The organism is Micromonospora sp. C97, from assembly GCF_018070385.1.
In the GTDB taxonomy this organism is placed as follows: domain Bacteria; phylum Actinomycetota; class Actinomycetes; order Mycobacteriales; family Micromonosporaceae; genus Micromonospora; species Micromonospora parva.
The window spans coordinates 12,192-25,604 of the sequence record NZ_JAGPXU010000041.1 but is presented as its reverse complement, the minus strand read 5'-3'; the positions used below and the strand labels follow the sequence as shown (position 1 = coordinate 25,604).

Genomic DNA, 13,413 nt, shown 5'->3' with positions numbered 1-13,413 from the left:
CGGAAACGCGACTACCGGTCATGCCGGTGGGTACCCCGCCGCATGCGACAGTTCGTCAACTGGTCCGGCAGCCTCTCGTTCACCCCGAGGGAGTTCGCCGAGCCGGCCGACGAGGACGCGGTGCGGGAGCTGGTCGTCCGGGCGCGGGAGTCCGGGCGGACGATCCGGCCGGTCGGGTCGGGCCACTCGTCGAGCCCGCTGACCCGCACCGACGACATCCTGCTCAGCGTCGACCGGCTCGCCGGTGTCATCGCCGAGGACGCCGACCGGGCGCGGGCCTGTGCGGGCACCAAACTCAAGGCCCTCGGTGAGGGCCTGTACGACGCCGGGCTGGCCATGGACAACCTCGGCGACGTGGACTACCAGTCGATCGCCGGCGCGACCGCCACCGGCACGCACGGCACCGGCGTCGGTTTCGGCAACCTGTGCACCCAGGTGGTCGGCGTCCGCCTGGTCACCGGCACCGGCGAGGTGCTGGACATCTCCGCCGACGACAACGCGGACCTCACCAGCTTCGACCAGCTGTGCGTCCTGAACACCACCGACACCCGCGCCGACACCGAACTGCACCTCTACTACGCCGACGCCGAGCCGGTCGGCCCGTACGCCATCACCGTCGACGCCCGTCGGGTGCGCCACGTGCGGCTCAACGACCTGATCGACCCGGAGGCGGTGCGGCTCGACCGGCCGTACGGCTGTCTGCTGCGCTCCCCGGTCCCGGTGGTGGTGCAGTTCCTGCGCCAGGACACCCGGCTGCCCGGGGTGGTCGCCCTCACTGCGGCGATGGCGTACCCGGCGTAGCCGTTCGGCGCAGGTTCGGTCGGGGGCCGGGCCGGGTAGCCCCCGCCATGAGACTCACGGCCGGGACGCGGACGGCGGGCAGGCTGCGGACCCGCGCCGGGCGGGCCGTGCGGGAGAGTCGCCAGCGGATGCGGCTCTATCTGATCGTGGCGCTCCAGGCCGGTGTGGCTGCCGCCCTGGCCTGGCTGGTGGCCCGCGAACTGCTCGGCAACCCGGAGCCGACCTTCGCACCGGCCGCAGCTGTCGGTGTCATCGCGGCGTCGCTGGGCAACCGTGCTCACCGCGCGCTGGAGCTGGTCGCCGGGGTGGTGCTCGGCATCGGCGTGGGTGACCTGCTGATCAGCCTGTTCGGCACCGGCCCCTGGCAGACCGGTGCGATCGTCTTCCTGGCGATCACCGCGTCGGTGCTGGTACGCGGCACCGGCGCGCTGATGACCCAGGCCGGTGGTACCGCCGTGCTCATCGCCACCCTCACCCCGACCGCGCCGGACCTGGAGCTGCCCCGAACGATCAACGCCCTGGTCGGCGGGGCGGCGGGGCTGTTCGTGATGCTCGTCCTGCTGCCCCTCAACCCGATGCGGATGGTGCGCCGCTCCGCCGAGCCCGCCCTGAACCTGTTCGCCCGGGAGATGACCGCCTCGGCGCAGGCGCTGGCCGAGGCGGACTGGGGCCGCGCGCGGGCGGTGCTGGACCGGATGCGTGCCGCCGACCCGCAACTGCGCCAGCTCGTCGCCGTGACGACCGCCGCCGACGAGGTCGTCCGGCTCTCCCCGGTGCGGTGGCGACGACGCCGGGCGATCGCCACCTACCGGGCCGGGGTGACGCACATGGAGCGGGCCTTCCGCAACAGTCGCGGTCTGGTCCGCCGCATCGGCACCACCCTGCGCGACGAGGAACCGGTGCCGGCGGCGCTGCCCGCCGCCGTGGAGCACCTCGGCGAGGCGGTCCGGCTGCTGCACCGGGAGTTCGTGGCCGCGCAGGAGCCGGTGCGGGCCCGGGAGCGGGTGCTGCACGCCGTCCGGGAGGCGGGCGTGGCCTGCCGGCAGGACCTGGGTTTCTCCGGGACGATAGTGGTCTCCCAGCTGCGGACCGCCGCCAACGACCTCCTCCGGGCCACCGGCGTGCCCCGGGACGAGGCACGCCGGCTGGTCCGCGAGGCCGCCGCCGGCTGACCGGCGACCCGGTCACGCCGGTTCGGCGTCCGCTGTGGGATTCGGCAACCGGACGGTGAACACGGTCCGACCCGGACGGCTGTGCACCCCGACAGTGCCGTGGTGGGCCTCCACCACCGCCGCGACGATCGCGAGGCCGAGACCGGTGCTGCCCTGCGCGCGGGACCGGGAGCTGTCACCCCGGGCGAAGCGCTCGAAGATCTCCGGTTGCAGCTGCGCCGGCACCCCCGGCCCGTCGTCGGCGACGGTGAGCACGGCGTCGGTGCCGTCGACGGCCAAAATGGTGGTGACGGTGCTGCCCGACGGGGTGTGCACCCGGGCGTTGGTGAGCAGGTTCGCCACCACCTGGTGCAGCCGGGCGGCGTCGCCGGGCACCCGGATCGCCACCTCGGGCAGGTCGAGCTGCCAGCGGTGGTCGGGGCCGGCGACGTGCGCGTCGCTGACCGCGTCCACCACCAGGGCGGTCAGGTCGACCGGTTCGACAGCGAGGGGACGGCCGGTGTCGAGGCGGGCCAGCAGCAGCAGGTCGTCGACGAGGCTGGTCATCCGGGTGCTCTCCGACTCGACCCGGCGCAACGCGTGCGCCACGTCGGCGGGTACCTCGTCGCGGCCGCGCCGGGCCACCTCGGCGTAGCCGCGGATCGCCGCGAGTGGCGTGCGCAGTTCGTGGCTGGCGTCGGCGACGAACTGGCGTACCCGGGTCTCGCTGGCCTGCCGGGCGGCGAGCGCGTCGGCGACGTGGCCCAGCATCCGGTTCAGCGCCGCGCCGACCTGACCGACCTCGGTGCGCCCGTCGGTGTCGGCGGTCGGCACCCGGACCGCGAGCGCCACCTCCCCACGGTCCAGGGGCAGCTCGGTGACGCGGGTGGCGGTGGCGGCCACCCGGTGCAGCGGTCGCAGGGTGGCCCGCACGATCAACGCCCCGGCGGCACCGGCGATGACCAGCCCGATCGCGGCCACCCCGAGCTGCGCCGCGATCATCCCCCAGACGATCTCCTGGACGCCGGAGAGGGGGATCGCGACGACGCGTACCCGGCCGTCCCAGTACTGCCGGGCCACGGCCCGGTAGTCGCCGCGGTCACCGAGGTCGACGGTGCGCGGTGCGGTGTCGACCGGCAGGTCCGCCAGCGCGGCGACCTCCCCCACCGGCACGGACCGCGGGTCGGGGAACGCGTCGGAGGCGCTGTTGGTCAGGGTCCGGGCGCTGGTCACCCGGCCGTCGGTGATCTCGGCGACCACGGTGCCGGACGGCAACCCGGGTGGGATGCCCGGTCCGTTGCCGGGGAAGGCCGGCCGGCCCGGCCGGTCCCCCCGCATGGCCGTCGCGGGGGCCAGCTGGGCGTCCAGCCGGTCGATGAGGAAGTGCCGCAGCGCCACAGTGGTCAGGCCACCGATGGCGACGCTGACCAACGCCAGCAGCGCGAGCAGGGCGAACACCAGTCGGGTACGCAGAGAGCGCCCGGCCAGCCAGCCACGGACGGCGCGCAGCGGACGGCGGTGGCTACTCGGCGGGTTTGAGGACATAGCCCGCGCCGCGCAGTGTGTGGATCATCGGCGGCCGACCGGCGTCGATCTTCTTCCGCAGGTACGAGATGTACAGCTCCACCACGTTGGCCTGGCCGCCGAAGTCGTAGTTCCACACCCGGTCCAGGATCTGCGCCTTGCTGAGCACCCGGCGCGGGTTGCGCATCAGGTAGCGCAGCAGCTCGAACTCGGTGGCGGTGAGGGTGACGAGTTGGCCACCCCGGCGGACCTCGTGGCTGTCCTCGTCGAGGCTGAGATCACCGACGGTCAGGACCGCCTCCTCCCGGGCGGCGACCGCGAGCCCGGAGCGGCGCAGCAACGCGCGCAGCCGGGCGATCACCTCCTCCAGGCTGAACGGTTTGGTGACGTAGTCGTCGCCGCCGACGGTCAACCCGGCGATGCGTTCCTCGACCGCGTCGCGGGCGGTCAGGAAGAGCACCGGCACGGTCGGGGCGTCCTCGCGCAGCCGGCGCAGCACCTGGAAGCCGTCCAGGTCGGGCAGCATCACGTCGAGCACCACCGCGTCCGGTTGGAACTGTCGGGCGGTGCTCAACGCCGCCATGCCGCTGCCGGCGGTGCGCACCTGCCACCCCTCGTAGCGCAGGGCCATCGACAGCAGGTCGGTGAGCGTGGGTTCGTCGTCGACGACCAGCACCCGGACGGGTTCACCGTCGGGGCGACGCAGCTCGATCCGGCTCGGCGCGGCCTGCCCGTTCATGACCATGCCCCCATCGTGGCCACGATGCCTGTGCCGGGCCCCTGCGGACGCTGTGTGCCAGCTGTGCGGCCGGGCCGCCGCCACCGGTCAGCCCCGCCTCATGGTCACTCGGACACCCCGTAGGCGTCGGTGCGCACGAAGCGCATGCTCCAGCCACCAGCCTCGTCGGGCCGGTCGCGTTCGTAGAGATGGTCGGGGCCGGGCTGCACCGGGCCCGTACCGTCCGGGTGCCGCATGATCCAACGCTGGGGTGGGGCGCCGTCCGACCCCGCCGGCAGCAGCCGGACCAGGCCGTCCGCGGGCCCGCCGACGAAGCGTACGGTGACCTCGCTCATCGCGGTGTCCCCTCAGGTGACCGTGCCGGCACAATCGGTGACACCGGCTCTGGCTCGCAAGCTACCGCACCCCGCCGCCGGGGCGCAGCGAGTGCCCGGGGCCGTCCGGCCTCGGTTTGCCCAGTTCGGAGTACGGGTACCGCGATCGAGCACCCGGCCGTCGGCGGGGCGAGGGCGAGGAGTGGTCGATGCGGACGCTGGACGGGCGGTACCGGCTCGAACAGCGCATCGGGGTGGGCGGGATGTCCGAGGTGTGGCGGGCGTACGACCAGGTGCTGGACCGGCCGGTCGCGGTGAAGCTCATCTCGCCCGGTCGCGACGACCAGGACGGCCCGGTGGACCGGATCCGCGCGGAGGCCCGGTCGGCGGCCCGCCTGGAGCACCCGAACGTGGCGAGCGTGCACGACTTCGGCACCTCCTCGACGTGGCCCGGCCGGCCGGTGTCCTACATCGTGATGGAGCTGGCCGAGGGTGAGACGCTCGCGGTGCACCTGCGCTCCGGGCCGCTGGACTGGCGGATCGCGGTGCGGGTCTGCGCGGAGGTCGCCGCCGCGCTGGCCGCCGCGCACGCCGAGGGCATCGTGCACCGGGACGTCAAGCCCGCCAACGTGATGCTCACCCCGGCCGGGGTGAAGGTGCTCGACTTCGGCATCGCCATCGCCGCCGGTGCACTGGACCCGATGCCGTCCGGGGTGGTGCTCGGCACCCCGGCGTACCTGGCGCCCGAACAACTGGAGAAGACGCCGGCCACCCCGGCCGCCGACATGTACGCCCTCGGCGTGCTGCTCTACTACAGCCTGACCGCTCGCCTGCCGTACCGCGCGGAGACCGCCAGCGAACTGCTCCTCGCCCGCCGCTGTCAGCCGCCGGAGCCGCTGCCCGACATCGCCGGTCTCCCGGCGGAGGTCGCCGAACTGTGCCACTCCTGCCTCGCCGACGACCCCGAGCAGCGTCCGAGCAGCCTGGTCGCGGCGCTGCTGCTGGCCGAGGCGGTGGACGCCCGGGTGTACGTGCCGATGACCATCCCGACGGCCCGTCGGCCGGCCCCGACATCGCCGTGGACCGAACGGGCCGCCGCGGAGGCCACCGAGGCGGTGGCACTGGTGGACGAGCCCTCGCGGCGCTGACCGTACGGCGCACGGCGTTTCGCCGGGCGACGGCGGGGTAGCCGGCCTGGTGAGCGACGGGAGAAACGCGATGCCGGATCAGAGTTCCTGGCTGCGTGAGGCCACAGCGACCGCCGAGGGCGGTCACGTACGCACCGACGATGGCGGGCTCTCCACCGCGCTGGCCTCACCGCTGGCGCCGCACTGCACCGGGCTGACCCCGGAACAGTTGCTGGCCGCGGCCTTCGCCTCCTGCCTGCACCACGCGGCGGTGGAGGTGGCCGGGGAGATCACCGACGAGGCGCACACCGTGCAGGTCCGGGCGGAGGCGAAGCTGGGACGCGACAACGACGGCCGGTACCGGGCCGACGTGCACGCGGAGATTTCCTCGGCCGGCCTGAGCCGAGATCAACTGGCCGACCTGGTCGAGTACGCCGACCGGCTCTGGCCGTTCTCCAGCGGCGACGCCAGCCGGCACCGGCTGACCGTCACCCCGGCCGAGAACGGCCGACACTGACCCGCCGGGCGGCCCCGACCCGACGATCGTGACGCGTGTCGGCCCCGCATGATCGTGCTCGATCCTGGTTGTAGGTGCCTCGTTCCTGCTTGAGGGCCCTGTTTCCTGGATCGGGCACGATCTTGCCGAGGGCCTCGGCGACTTCGTCTACGACGCCGACGGGCACCGCGGCCATCACCCGCTTGATCGACTCGGGTTCCTGAAAGTCGCGGCGTCCACGTGGCGGGGTTACCCCGACTCGTCGACGACGCCGACCGGCACCGCGGCCATCACCCGCTGATCGACTCGGGTTCCTGAAAGTCGCGGTGTCCAGGTGGCGGGGTTACCCCGACTTCATGAAAGCCGAGTGGATCATGTCGGTCTGCGTCGTTCGCGCAGCCTGACTGGGCCGACCCAGCCGCACCGCGCCGTGCGGCAACCCCGATGGTGGTGCACAACCGGTCGATCAAGACCCTTGCCCGGCCGCCCAGCAGGACCCGCGACCAACCTGCGCCGGCCAAACCGGCCTCCGCCGGCCTCGCCGGCCGAACGAGGCACCACACTCTCAAGATCGTGCCCGATCCAGTAAACAGGCCCCTCCCCATGCCGAGGAGGCCACTACAACAAGGATCGAGCACGATCATCGCGAGCGGCGAGACCCCCACCCCACCAAGCGAACCGACGGCGGCCAGTGGGAACAGCCCCCGCGGGCCGAGCCAGGGGGCCGGGTGTCGCAACCCGGCACCGTGACGCGGCACCGTGACGCGCCACCATGACGCGCCACCATGACGCGGCACCGTGACGCGGCACCATGACGCGGCACCGTGACGCGGCACCGTGACGCGGCACCGTGACGCGCCACCATGACGCGGCACCATGACGCGGCGCCGTGACGGGGCACCGTGACGGGGCACCGTGACGCGGCACGCCGATGCCTGCCGATCGCGGCACTTCGCTGCGCCGCCGCCGGAGGATCGGCCGAGGGAGCGGTGGGCTTTCCGGGGGCATCGCATCGGGTGTTCGGTGGAACCTGGAGCGCGGTCGGACGTCGGACCGACGGCCCCTCGCCGCGAGCGCATTCACCCGGCAAGTCGGGAATAACCGTCTGGAGGCATCCGTGAGGTTGATCAGCTTCGCTCTGCTTTTGCCCGCTAAAGTCATCATGATCAGGGCAAATTGTGGCGCATGCCACCGTACCGGCCTATGGCATCGGGCATTCAGCTCTTTAGCCTCGGCAGGTGCATCCCGACGACCCCTCCGCCCAGAAGCTGACCGACGCGCGCCCGACCACCCCACCGGACGACGCCGCATCAACCGAACGGACGATCGGCCGTCACCGCGCTCCCGAACCGCGACGACGGGCCCTGCTGGGCTCGACCCCGGTGCGGGTGGCGCTGGCCACCGGTGTCACCTGCTGCCTCAGCCTCGTCGCGGTCGCCACCGCCCAGGGCAACGACGACACCCCCCGTACGGTCGAGCCGCTCGCCGAGGCGGTGGCCGAGCGCGCCGCCATCGCCGACGAACGCGCCTCCCGGTCACTGGACCGCGACCTCGCCCCCGCCCGGGTCCTGCCCAGCCCGACGGCGAAGCCGACACCCACCCCCACCGCCGTCCGCAAGACACCCAAGAAGCCGGTCAAGCCCCGTCGGCCCCGGCCCGTCGCCGGCCTCGACCAGGCCCAGATGGACAACGCGAAAGTCATCGTGGACGTCGGCCTGGAGATGAAGATGCCGCGCCGCGCCCTGGTGGTGGCGTTGGCGACCGCCATGCAGGAGAGCAACCTCTACAACCTGGCCAGCGACGTCCTGCCCGAGTCGGCGCAGTACCCGAACCAGGGCAGCGGCTCCGACCACGACTCGGTCGGGCTGTTCCAGCAGCGGCCCAGCAGCGGCTGGGGCACGGTGGCCCAACTGATGCGTCCGTCGTACGCCGCCCGGGCCTTCTACAGCGCGCTCAACGAGATCCCCGGCTGGCAGGACATGAGCGTCACCTCCGCCGCCCAGGCCGTCCAGATCTCCGCCTACCCCGACGCGTACGCCCAGCACGAGGACCGGGCGACCACCGTCGCGGCCGCGCTCACCACCTGAGCCGGGCGACCGACCCCGCGCCCACGGGCCTCAGCGACGACCCGGCGGCTGCACGCCCGGGTCCGGCCCACCGGCCTCGCGCGCACAGGCCCAGCGACGACCCGGCGGCTGCGCGCCCGGGTCCGGCCCACCGGCCTCGCGCGCACAGGCCTCAGCGACGACCCGGCGGCTGCACGCCCGGGTCCGGCCCACCGGCCCCGACGCGGCTGCCCGGCATGCCGGCGGCGGCGGTCGGGGTGTCCGCGGGCACCTGGTCGACCGTCACCTGGCTGAGGATCTCCTCCACCCGCGCCTCGCGCCGTCGACGGGCGTCCAACGCCGCCTCGACGTCACGTCGGGCCTGCACGGCCTCCGCGTACGCCTGCTCGCGCACCCGCCGTGCCTCCTCGCGGGCCTCGTCCAGCTCGACGCGGGCCCGGGCCAGGATCTCGGCGGCCTCGCGCCGCACCGCGTCCCCGGCGTGCCGGGTGACGGCGGCGTCGCCCAGGTCCAGCCGTTGCAGCAGCCCGCTGAGCCAGGCCGCCTCCTGACGGATCTCGTCCCACTCCCGGGCCGCCCCGGCCGCGCTCTCGGCCCGCGCCGCGAGCCGGGACAGCCGGATCCCCAGCTCGTCCAGGCAGTAATCCACCTGCCGCTGGTCGTAACCGATGTCAACGACGGAGAACCTCATACTGTCGCCCCCAGGCAGCCGCTGTTACTTCCCCACCTGGATCCTCGGCCGGGACCGCTCGCGCCGAGGAGGTTCGGGGAAAATGTTCAGCATCCGCTCAGGTGGCGGCGGCGTCAGGTGCGCTTGGGCAGCACCACGACCCGACCGAAGAACTCGTCGATGCGGCGGACCACGTCGTTGAAGTCGTCCAGGTCGATCGGCTTGGTGACGTACGCGTTGGCCTGCAACGTGTAGCTGCCGACGATGTCGGTGTCGGCGTTGGAGGTGGTCAGCACGACGATCGGGATGGTCCGCAGATCCTCGTCCTGCTTGACCGCACCGAGCACCTGCCGACCGTCCATCCGCGGCATGTTCAGATCCAGCAGGATCACGTCCGGTCGGTGGGCCTGCTGGTGCCGGCCCTCGGCGCGGAGAAACTCCATCGCCTCCTCGCCGTCACTGACCACATCGATGATCTTTTCGACGTCGGAGTCCGCCAGCGCCTCCTCGATCATCAGGACGTCACCCGGGTCGTCGTCGACCACCAGGATGCGTACCGGCTGCGGGCTGTCTACGCCCATCACTACCTGCCTCAGAGTCGGCGGAGACGGGACCCTGACGGTCACCGCGCTGGCGGGAAAATGCTGGCGGGGAAATCTAGCCCATCAGGACGCACTGCGGGACGCGGGGTCGACCGACTCCGGTTCGTAGCGCAACACGTCGGCGAGGCCCGTCACCCGCAGCACCCGCTCGACCCGCCCACGGGCGCCGGTGAGCCGGAGCCATCCCCCGTCGGCGGCCGCTCGGTTGTCACCCCGGACGAACACGGCCATCCCGGTGGAGTCGCAGAACGTGAGGTCGGTCAGGTCGAGCAGCACCCGGGTCTCGCCCGCCGCGGTGAGCCGGTCGATCACGGCGGACAGCTCGGGGGCGGTGCTCAGATCCAGCTCGCCGACGAGCCGCAGGTAGGCGCCACCACCGCCGCGCTCGACGTAGTTGACGCTGAACGTCACCGTTCTCCCCCTCGCTCCACCATGGGTGGGACGTTTGCAGTCCGGCAAGTATACGCAGAGCTGACCGTGCCGCCGCTGAGCGCGGTGATCGATCCGGAGCCACCAGTGGGTCGGTCAGCGGGGCCTGCCAGGCAGCGTCGCCGATCCCAGCGCCAGCGCCCGCGCCGCCCGCGGAAAGTCCCGCAACGCGCCGGCGTAGTGCTCCAGCGGCAGGGCGATCGCCCCGACGGGCACCCCACGACTGAGCAGAATCCCCGACAGCCACTGCACGAACTCCGTGAACAGCGAAGCGTCGTCGACGTAGACCGCGGCGGCCAGGAAGTCAACGATGTGGCCCAGGTCGCTCACTGTCGCGTCGAGCTGCGCGGCGGTGTACTCCCGGGTCGCCGGCACCCGCTCCCGCAGCTCCGCCAACGCGCTGTCGATCAACTCACCCCGACGACGCAGGAGGCTCGGGTACTCGTCGTCGGCCAGGTGGGCCAGCCGGGCCGGCGGCGCCCCGCGCAGCGCCCGCTCGTCGGCGATCAACTCGGCCGCCGAGGGCGCGTCCGGTGCCCAGGCCACCCCGAGCCGGCCCGCCCACCGGCCGTCAGCACCGAACCCGCGCCCGCCGACCACCACCGGCACGTCCGAACGGCGGCACGCCTCGATCATCCGGTGGGCGTACGGCAGGCGCATCGGCAGCGCGCACGCCAACGCGACCGCGTGCGCGTCGTAGCGGTGCAGATACGACACGAGGTGCGCGGCGGGCACGCTGGCCCCCAGGAAGGTCACCTGCCACCCGCGCAACCGCAGCACCTCGGCCACCAGCCGGGGCGGCAGCGCGTGCCACTCGCCGTCCATGCAGGCGACCACCACCCGACCGCCGGTCGGCCGCGGCTTCACGTGCGCCGACACCGCCGCCACCACCTGCTCGCTGATGTGGGTGGCCGCGTGCTCCTGGGCGACGCTCCACTCGTTGCGCGCCCACCGCTCGCCCACCTCGGCCTGGGCGGGAGCGACCAGGTCGAGCAGCACCCGTTCCGCCGCGACGCCGGCGTCGAGCAGGCCGATCGCCAGGTCGGTGGCGGCGTACTCGTCAGCGTCGGCGAGGTGGTCCAGGTAGCCGGAGTACGCCTCACCGAGGTCGGGGGCGGCCATGGCGGCGGTCACGCGTCGGTCTCCTCTGTCCGGTCGATGCCGGCGGGCACCGAGTGCAGGTGCCGCCCTCCGCGCCCGCCCGGGCCGGCCGCCCGCAACGCCAGCACGGCGATGTCGTCGTGGTCGCCCTGGGCCAGCCAGTCGCAGGTGACCTGCTCGACCCGTTCGGCCAGGGCCGGCGCGGGCATCCGCTGGCAACCGGTCAGCGCGGTGACCAGCCGCTCGGGGCCGAACAGCTCGTCGCCGCGCCGGCCACCCCGGGCCTCGGTCACGCCGTCGCTGTAGAGCAGGCAGGTTTCGCCCGGTGCCAGCCGCACGGTCACCTCTCCGACGCGGGGGTCGGACACCACCCCGATCAGCATGCCGCGTAACGGCACCGTCTCCACCTCGCCGGAGGCGCGCAGCACCAGTGGTGGCAGGTGCCCGCCGCCGGCCATGGTGAGGGTGAGGCCACCGTCGCGCTCCGGGCGGGCCACGCCGAGCACGATCGTGGCGAAGCGGCCCTGGCCGTGCGCCTGGGTGGTCTCGAGCAGCGCGTCGTTGAGCAGCCGCAGCAACCGCGCGGGGTTCGACTCCAGCCGGTGCAGCGCCTGAAGGCACTGGCGCAGTTGGCCGGTGAAGACGGCGGCCTCGACGCCCTTGCCCGACACGTCGCCCAGGAAGAACACCGAGCCACCGTCGGTGAGCCGGTGCGAACCGTAGAAGTCCCCGCCGATGCGCAGCCCCGCCTGCGCCGGGCGGTACGCGGTGCCCCACTGCACACCGACGGCCTCGACCGGCTCGACCGGCAGCAGGCTGGCCTGCAGGGTGTCGGCCACCTCCGCCTGGTCGCGGTAGAGCAGCGCGGTGGTCAACGCCGCACCGGCGCGGGCCGCGAACGCGCGGACCAGCTCCACGTCGTCCTCGTCGTACCAGCGGGTGGCGCGGCGGGCCACCAGCAGCACACCGACGGGGGCGTCGCGGCCCGGCAGCGGGACGACCCGGGCGACGGTCTCGGTGTCGGCGAGCCCCGGCAGCCACCCGGCGTCGACCGCCTGCTCGACCAGCCAGTCCACCGCGTGCGGCTCGGCCCCGGTCAGCCCGTCGGCGATGGCTGTCGGCAGCTCGCCGCCGACCAGCACGCCGCTGTCCACCGCTGGCGCGTCGTCGTCGGTGCGCGAGGCCCGCCACCAGCGGGCGCGCCCCCCGCGCGGGGCCAGCACCAGCACCGCCACCTCGGCCAGGGTCGGCACGGCGAGTCGGACGACAGCGGCGGCGGCCCGGTCCGGGTGCAGCGGGTTGCCGAGCTTGTCGCCGACCACGGCCAGGAACGCCGAGCGGGCTCGCTCGGCGAGCAGCGCGTCGGCACGGCTGACGCTGTCGGTGACGTCCTCGACGTACCAGCAGCAACGGGCACCGGAGAGGGGCACCCGGCGCGCGGTGAGCCGACGCCCACGATGGGTGAAGCCGCCGCGGGCGTCCTCGCTCAGGCCGGGCACACCGGCGGAGCTGAGCGGCTCGCCGGACGTCACCTCGGGCAGCAGCCGCTCGGCCACCGGGCTGACGTGGCGCACCACGCCGTCGGCGTCGCAGACCACCAGGCCCTCACGGAAATGCTCGACGACCTCGAACCAGTCGGGTGGGGCCTGACCCCGGTCGGGGGCCAGTGGCGGCAGGGCCGTCGTGGTGCGGCGAACGTCGGCGGACCACGCCGAGGGTCGTGTCGTGCTCGGCGTGGAGAGCCGTCCGTCGCCCGGGTCACAGTCCCTGACGTCGGAAGCAGTCACCAGCTGAGCCTCACTCCTTGTCGTTCACCGAACCCGTGCCGGAACCGGCGTCCACTGTCAAAAGTCTCCAGCCCACCCTACGCCCGAACACGGACAGCGGCATCCCACGGCAGGTGGGGGGCACCGACACGGCGGCGGACGCCACACCAGGGACACGGGTGCGCGGTCACCGCCCCGCTTTGCGTTTTGTCGGCTGGCAAGGAGAATGGTGGGATGCCTGATCAGCCGTTGACCATCGAGACAACCCGGCTCGCCGCCGGGCACGTCCGACTCCGGCTGACCGGCGAGCTCGACTACGACACCGCGCCCGAGCTGATCGCCGCAGCGGCCGAGTTGCGCAACGGCGTCCCGGTGCTGGTCGACCTGACCGGCGTGACCCTCTGCGACTCCTCCGGGCTCAGCGCGTTGCTGGTGGTGCACCGTGCCGCCGGGGCGATCCAGTTGACCGGGGTCAGTCCCCACTTGCAGCGGATGCTCGACCGCACCGGCCTGAGTGAGTTGCTGGCCGTGGCGTACTCCGACGACGTGCGCGCCATCGGCTGATCCGCCGGCCGTCCCCGGATCCGTTCGGGGATGGCCCCCGACCCTGGGACCTGGGGTCGGGGG

14 protein-coding genes are annotated in these 13,413 nt (G+C 73.4%); 6 read left to right on the top strand and 8 right to left on the bottom strand.

What is annotated here, in order from left to right:
* Window positions 1-42: 42 nt before the first annotated feature.
* Window positions 43-801 (top strand): sensory rhodopsin transducer, encoded by a 759-nt coding sequence (locus KBX26_RS30725; RefSeq protein WP_210867009.1) that lies wholly within the window; start codon window positions 43-45, stop codon window positions 799-801.
* 47 nt (window positions 802-848) lie between these two features.
* Window positions 849-1,973: an aromatic acid exporter family protein gene (locus tag KBX26_RS30720; protein ID WP_210867008.1), complete on the top strand. Its 1,125-nt coding sequence runs from the start codon at window positions 849-851 to the stop codon at window positions 1,971-1,973.
* 12 nt (window positions 1,974-1,985) lie between these two features.
* Here KBX26_RS30720 and KBX26_RS30715 read toward each other — a convergent pair whose 3' ends face one another.
* From KBX26_RS30715 to KBX26_RS30705, 3 genes are all read right to left on the bottom strand, one after another.
* The gene (locus tag KBX26_RS30715; protein WP_210867007.1) at window positions 1,986-3,497 is read right to left on the bottom strand and encodes a HAMP domain-containing sensor histidine kinase; all 1,512 of its coding nucleotides are present in this window, start codon (window positions 3,495-3,497) and stop codon (window positions 1,986-1,988) included.
* Window positions 3,475-4,221, bottom strand: coding sequence for a response regulator transcription factor (locus KBX26_RS30710; RefSeq protein ID WP_030332598.1), 747 nt, complete (start codon window positions 4,219-4,221; stop codon window positions 3,475-3,477). Before KBX26_RS30710 ends, KBX26_RS30715 begins: the two co-directional genes overlap by 23 nt.
* Before the next feature lie 98 nt (window positions 4,222-4,319).
* Window positions 4,320-4,550 carry a hypothetical protein gene (locus KBX26_RS30705; protein WP_091408172.1) on the bottom strand — a complete coding sequence of 77 codons (231 nt, stop codon included), beginning with the start codon at window positions 4,548-4,550 and terminating at the stop codon, window positions 4,320-4,322.
* Between the two features lie 188 nt (window positions 4,551-4,738).
* Here KBX26_RS30705 and KBX26_RS30700 point away from each other — a divergent pair, with 188 nt between their 5' ends.
* The 3 genes from KBX26_RS30700 to KBX26_RS30690 all read left to right on the top strand — a co-directional run bounded on the left by KBX26_RS30700 (window position 4,739) and on the right by KBX26_RS30690 (window position 8,239).
* Window positions 4,739-5,677, top strand: coding sequence for a serine/threonine-protein kinase (locus tag KBX26_RS30700; RefSeq protein WP_210867006.1), 939 nt, complete (start codon window positions 4,739-4,741; stop codon window positions 5,675-5,677).
* 70 nt (window positions 5,678-5,747) lie between these two features.
* On the top strand, window positions 5,748-6,173 hold the full coding sequence (locus KBX26_RS30695) for an OsmC family protein (protein ID WP_030332593.1): 426 nt from the start codon (window positions 5,748-5,750) through the stop codon (window positions 6,171-6,173).
* 1,217 nt (window positions 6,174-7,390) lie between these two features.
* Complete coding sequence (locus KBX26_RS30690; protein WP_210867005.1) at window positions 7,391-8,239, top strand: hypothetical protein; 849 nt, start codon at window positions 7,391-7,393, stop codon at window positions 8,237-8,239.
* A 151-nt stretch (window positions 8,240-8,390) separates the two neighbouring features.
* Here KBX26_RS30690 and KBX26_RS30685 read toward each other — a convergent pair whose 3' ends face one another.
* The 5 genes from KBX26_RS30685 to KBX26_RS30665 form a co-directional block, all read right to left on the bottom strand.
* Entirely contained in the window at window positions 8,391-8,909 is a 519-nt protein-coding gene (locus KBX26_RS30685) for an ATPase (protein WP_210867004.1), read from the bottom strand.
* 113 nt (window positions 8,910-9,022) lie between these two features.
* Complete coding sequence (locus tag KBX26_RS30680) at window positions 9,023-9,469, bottom strand: response regulator (RefSeq protein ID WP_030332583.1); 447 nt, start codon at window positions 9,467-9,469, stop codon at window positions 9,023-9,025.
* Window positions 9,470-9,553: 84 nt separating this feature from the next.
* Window positions 9,554-9,901: an STAS domain-containing protein gene (locus KBX26_RS30675; protein ID WP_030332581.1), complete on the bottom strand. Its 348-nt coding sequence runs from the start codon at window positions 9,899-9,901 to the stop codon at window positions 9,554-9,556.
* Window positions 9,902-10,015: 114 nt separating this feature from the next.
* Window positions 10,016-11,041 (bottom strand): cobalamin-dependent protein, encoded by a 1,026-nt coding sequence (locus KBX26_RS30670; protein ID WP_030332579.1) that lies wholly within the window; start codon window positions 11,039-11,041, stop codon window positions 10,016-10,018.
* Between the two features lie 8 nt (window positions 11,042-11,049).
* On the bottom strand, window positions 11,050-12,807 hold the full coding sequence (locus tag KBX26_RS30665) for a PP2C family protein-serine/threonine phosphatase (RefSeq protein WP_210867003.1): 1,758 nt from the start codon (window positions 12,805-12,807) through the stop codon (window positions 11,050-11,052).
* Between the two features lie 213 nt (window positions 12,808-13,020).
* Here KBX26_RS30665 and KBX26_RS30660 point away from each other — a divergent pair, with 213 nt between their 5' ends.
* Complete coding sequence (locus KBX26_RS30660; RefSeq protein ID WP_210863418.1) at window positions 13,021-13,350, top strand: STAS domain-containing protein; 330 nt, start codon at window positions 13,021-13,023, stop codon at window positions 13,348-13,350.
* Window positions 13,351-13,413 lie beyond the last annotated feature (63 nt).

Excerpts from the sequence above, each read along its gene's own strand:
- KBX26_RS30725 (WP_210867009.1), top strand. The coding sequence starts at position 43 with ATGCGACAGTTCGTCAACTGGTCCGGCAGCCTCTCGTTCACCCCGAGG.
- KBX26_RS30720 (WP_210867008.1), top strand. The coding sequence starts at position 849 with ATGAGACTCACGGCCGGGACGCGGACGGCGGGCAGGCTGCGGACCCGC.
- KBX26_RS30715 (WP_210867007.1), bottom strand. The coding sequence starts at position 3,497 with ATGTCCTCAAACCCGCCGAGTAGCCACCGCCGTCCGCTGCGCGCCGTC.
- KBX26_RS30710 (WP_030332598.1), bottom strand. The coding sequence starts at position 4,221 with ATGGTCATGAACGGGCAGGCCGCGCCGAGCCGGATCGAGCTGCGTCGC.
- KBX26_RS30705 (WP_091408172.1), bottom strand. The coding sequence starts at position 4,550 with ATGAGCGAGGTCACCGTACGCTTCGTCGGCGGGCCCGCGGACGGCCTG.
- KBX26_RS30700 (WP_210867006.1), top strand. The coding sequence starts at position 4,739 with ATGCGGACGCTGGACGGGCGGTACCGGCTCGAACAGCGCATCGGGGTG.
- KBX26_RS30695 (WP_030332593.1), top strand. The coding sequence starts at position 5,748 with ATGCCGGATCAGAGTTCCTGGCTGCGTGAGGCCACAGCGACCGCCGAG.
- KBX26_RS30685 (WP_210867004.1), bottom strand. The coding sequence starts at position 8,909 with ATGAGGTTCTCCGTCGTTGACATCGGTTACGACCAGCGGCAGGTGGAT.
- KBX26_RS30680 (WP_030332583.1), bottom strand. The coding sequence starts at position 9,469 with ATGGGCGTAGACAGCCCGCAGCCGGTACGCATCCTGGTGGTCGACGAC.
- KBX26_RS30670 (WP_030332579.1), bottom strand. The coding sequence starts at position 11,041 with ATGGCCGCCCCCGACCTCGGTGAGGCGTACTCCGGCTACCTGGACCAC.
- KBX26_RS30660 (WP_210863418.1), top strand. The coding sequence starts at position 13,021 with ATGCCTGATCAGCCGTTGACCATCGAGACAACCCGGCTCGCCGCCGGG.